This is a genomic window from Meridianimarinicoccus sp. MJW13, assembly GCF_014901205.1.
GTDB lineage: Bacteria > Pseudomonadota > Alphaproteobacteria > Rhodobacterales > Rhodobacteraceae > Meridianimarinicoccus.
The window spans coordinates 1-2,904 of the sequence record NZ_JACNMU010000018.1; the positions used below are offsets into that span (position 1 = coordinate 1).

General features: G+C 65.8%; 2 protein-coding genes. Both read right to left on the bottom strand.

The window, feature by feature from the left end; genetic code table 11:
- Window positions 1-1,325: NAD(P)(+) transhydrogenase (Re/Si-specific) subunit beta (locus tag H8B03_RS18880; RefSeq protein WP_193143532.1), on the bottom strand; the 1,325-nt coding region annotated here is incomplete at its 3' end.
- 13 nt (window positions 1,326-1,338) lie between these two features.
- Window positions 1,339-2,904, bottom strand: a 1,566-nt coding sequence (locus tag H8B03_RS18885) for a Re/Si-specific NAD(P)(+) transhydrogenase subunit alpha (RefSeq protein ID WP_193143541.1), incomplete at its 5' end; no start/stop codon positions are given.

The following is a 2,904-nucleotide window of genomic DNA, read 5'->3' on the forward strand; positions in this document are numbered from 1 at the left end:
CCGCGTTTGGACACGAACACCTGTTTCGCCTTCCAGCATTCCAGCACCGGCATCCCGGCGATGGGGCTGTTGGGGTCGTCTTGTGCGGCCGGGTTCACGATGTCGTTCGAGCCGATCACGATCGCCACGTCGGTCTTGGGGAAATCTTCATTGATTTCGTCCATTTCCATAACGATGTCGTAGGGCACCCGCGCCTCGGCCAGCAGAACGTTCATGTGACCAGGGAGGCGTCCGGCAACCGGATGGATCGCAAACCGCACAGTCTTGCCCTTGGCGCGCAGGCGCTTGGTCAGCTCGCTCACCGATTGCTGGGCCTGGGCCACCGCCATCCCGTAGCCGGGGATGATGATGATCTCGTCGGCATCGTCCAAAGCCGCGGCGACGCTGTCGGCATCGGTGGCGATCATCTCGCCCTCGACCGCCATCTGCGGCCCCGAGGTGCCGCCAAAGCCGCCCAGGATCACCGACACGAAGGCCCGGTTCATCGCCTTGCACATGATGTAGCTCAGGATCGCCCCCGAAGAGCCCACCAGCGCGCCGGTCACGATCAGCAGATCGTTGCCCAGCGTGAAACCGATGGCGGCCGCGGCCCACCCCGAGTAGCTGTTCAGCATCGACACCACCACCGGCATGTCGGCGCCGCCGATGCCCATGATCAGATGGTAGCCGATGAAGCCCGCGATCAGCGTCACCAGCACCATGGTCCAGATGCCCGCGCCGGCGATATACATGATCCCCAGCAGAACGCACAGCGCCAGCGACGCCGCGTTCAGCATATGCCCGCCGGGCAGCTGTTTGGGCTTGCCGTCGACCTTGCCCGCCAGCTTGCCGAAGGCCACGACCGACCCGGTGAAGGTCACCGCCCCGATGAAGATGCCAAGGAACACCTCGGTCTTCAGGATGCCGATCTCGACGCTGGTCTTCTTGGCCAGGGTGGCCGCGAAGCCCGCCAGCGCGCTCAGGTCGCCGCCGGCCTCCTTCAGCGCGGTCACCGCGCCCAGTTCCAGGTCGGCGTTGAGCCCGATGAAGACCGCCGCAAGACCGACGAAACTGTGCAGCGCCGCCACCAGTTGCGGCATCTCGGTCATCTCGACCCGCTTGGCCACGATGGTGCCGGCGATGGCGCCAAGCGCCACCATCAGGATCACGATGAAATAGTTGCCCATGCCCGGCCCGAAGATCGTCGCGACCACGGCAAAGGCCATGCCCACGATCCCGTACCAGATCGCGCGCTTGGCGCTCTCCTGGCCCGAGAGCCCCCCGAGGCTCAGGATGAACAGAACGGCGGCAGCGATATAGGCCGCCGAAACAAGTCCGATACTCATGTCACTGAACTCCTCAGGATTTCTGGAACATTGCCAGCATCCGGCGTGTCACCAGGAAGCCGCCGACGATGTTGATCGTGGCAATCAGGATCGAGATCGACGCCAGCAGAACCACCAGCCAGTTGCCGGACCCGACCTGCAGAAGGGCGCCCAGGATCACGATGCCCGAGATTGCATTGGTCACCGCCATCAAGGGCGTGTGCAGGCTGTGGCTGACGTTCCAGATCACCTGGAAGCCCACGAAACAGGCCAGAACGAAGACGATGAAATGCGCCATGAAACTGGCCGGGGCAAAGGCGCCCACGATCAGCATCAAGGCCGCGCCCACCCCCAGCAGGGTCACCTGCTGTTTGGTGGCGGCCTTGAAGGCGGCCACTTCCCGGGCCTTCTTCTCTTCCGGCGTCAGTTCCTTGGGCTTTTCCTTGGGCTTCTGCGCCGCGATTGCCGCGATCTTCGGCGGCGGCGGCGGGAAAGTGATCTCGCCCGCGTGGGTCACCGTGGCGCCGCGGATCACGTCATCTTCCATGTTGACCACCGGCTGACCGTCCTTGCCGGGCGTCAGATCGGTCATCATGTGGCGGATGTTGGTGGCATAAAGCGTCGAGCTTTGCGCCGCCATCCGGCTGGGGAAATCGGTGTAGCCGACCACGGTCACGCCATTGTCGGTCACGATCTTCTCGTCCGGAACCGTCAGGTCGCAGTTGCCGCCACGCTCGGCCGCCAGATCAACGATCACCGAGCCCGGCTTCATCAGCCCGACCATGTCCTCGGTCCACAGCTTCGGCGCCGGCCGGTTCGGGATCAGCGCCGTGGTGATGACGATGTCCACCTCCGGGGCCAGCTCGCGGAACTTGGCCAGCTGCGCCTCGCGGAACTCGGGGCTCGAGGGCGCCGCATAGCCGCCCGTCGCCGCGCCGTCGGTCTGTTCCTCGTCGAACTCGAGGTAGACGAACTCCGCCCCCATCGATTCGATCTGCTCGGCCACCTCGGGCCGCACGTCGAAGGCCAGGGTGATCGCGCCCAGCGAGGTCGAGGCCCCGATCGCCGCCAGCCCGGCCACGCCGGCCCCCACCACCAGAACCTTCGCGGGGGGCACCTTGCCCGCCGCCGTCACCTGGCCGGTGAAGAAGCGGCCGAAGTTGGCGCCCGCCTCGATCACCGCGCGGTAGCCCGCGATATTGGCCATCGAGCTCAGCGCGTCCATCTTCTGGGCCCGGCTGATCCGCGGCACCATGTCCATGGCGATCACCGTGGCGCCGCGATCCTTCGCGCGCGCCATCAGCGCCTCGTTCGCCGCCGGCCAGAAGAACGAGATCAGGATCTGCCCCTCGCGCAGCAGATCCACCTCGGATTCTTCCGGAGGCCGCACCTTGGCCACGATGTCGGCGCCCGCATACAGCGCCGCCGCATCCGCCACGACCTCGACCCCGGCCGCGGCATAGGCCGCATCCGAAATCCCCGCCGCAGCCCCGGCCCCGGACTCAACCAGACACGCATAGCCCAGCTTGCCCAACTGACCCGCAGACTGCGGCGTCAAGGCAACCCGACACTCGCCAGGATATAACTCCTTGGGTACTCC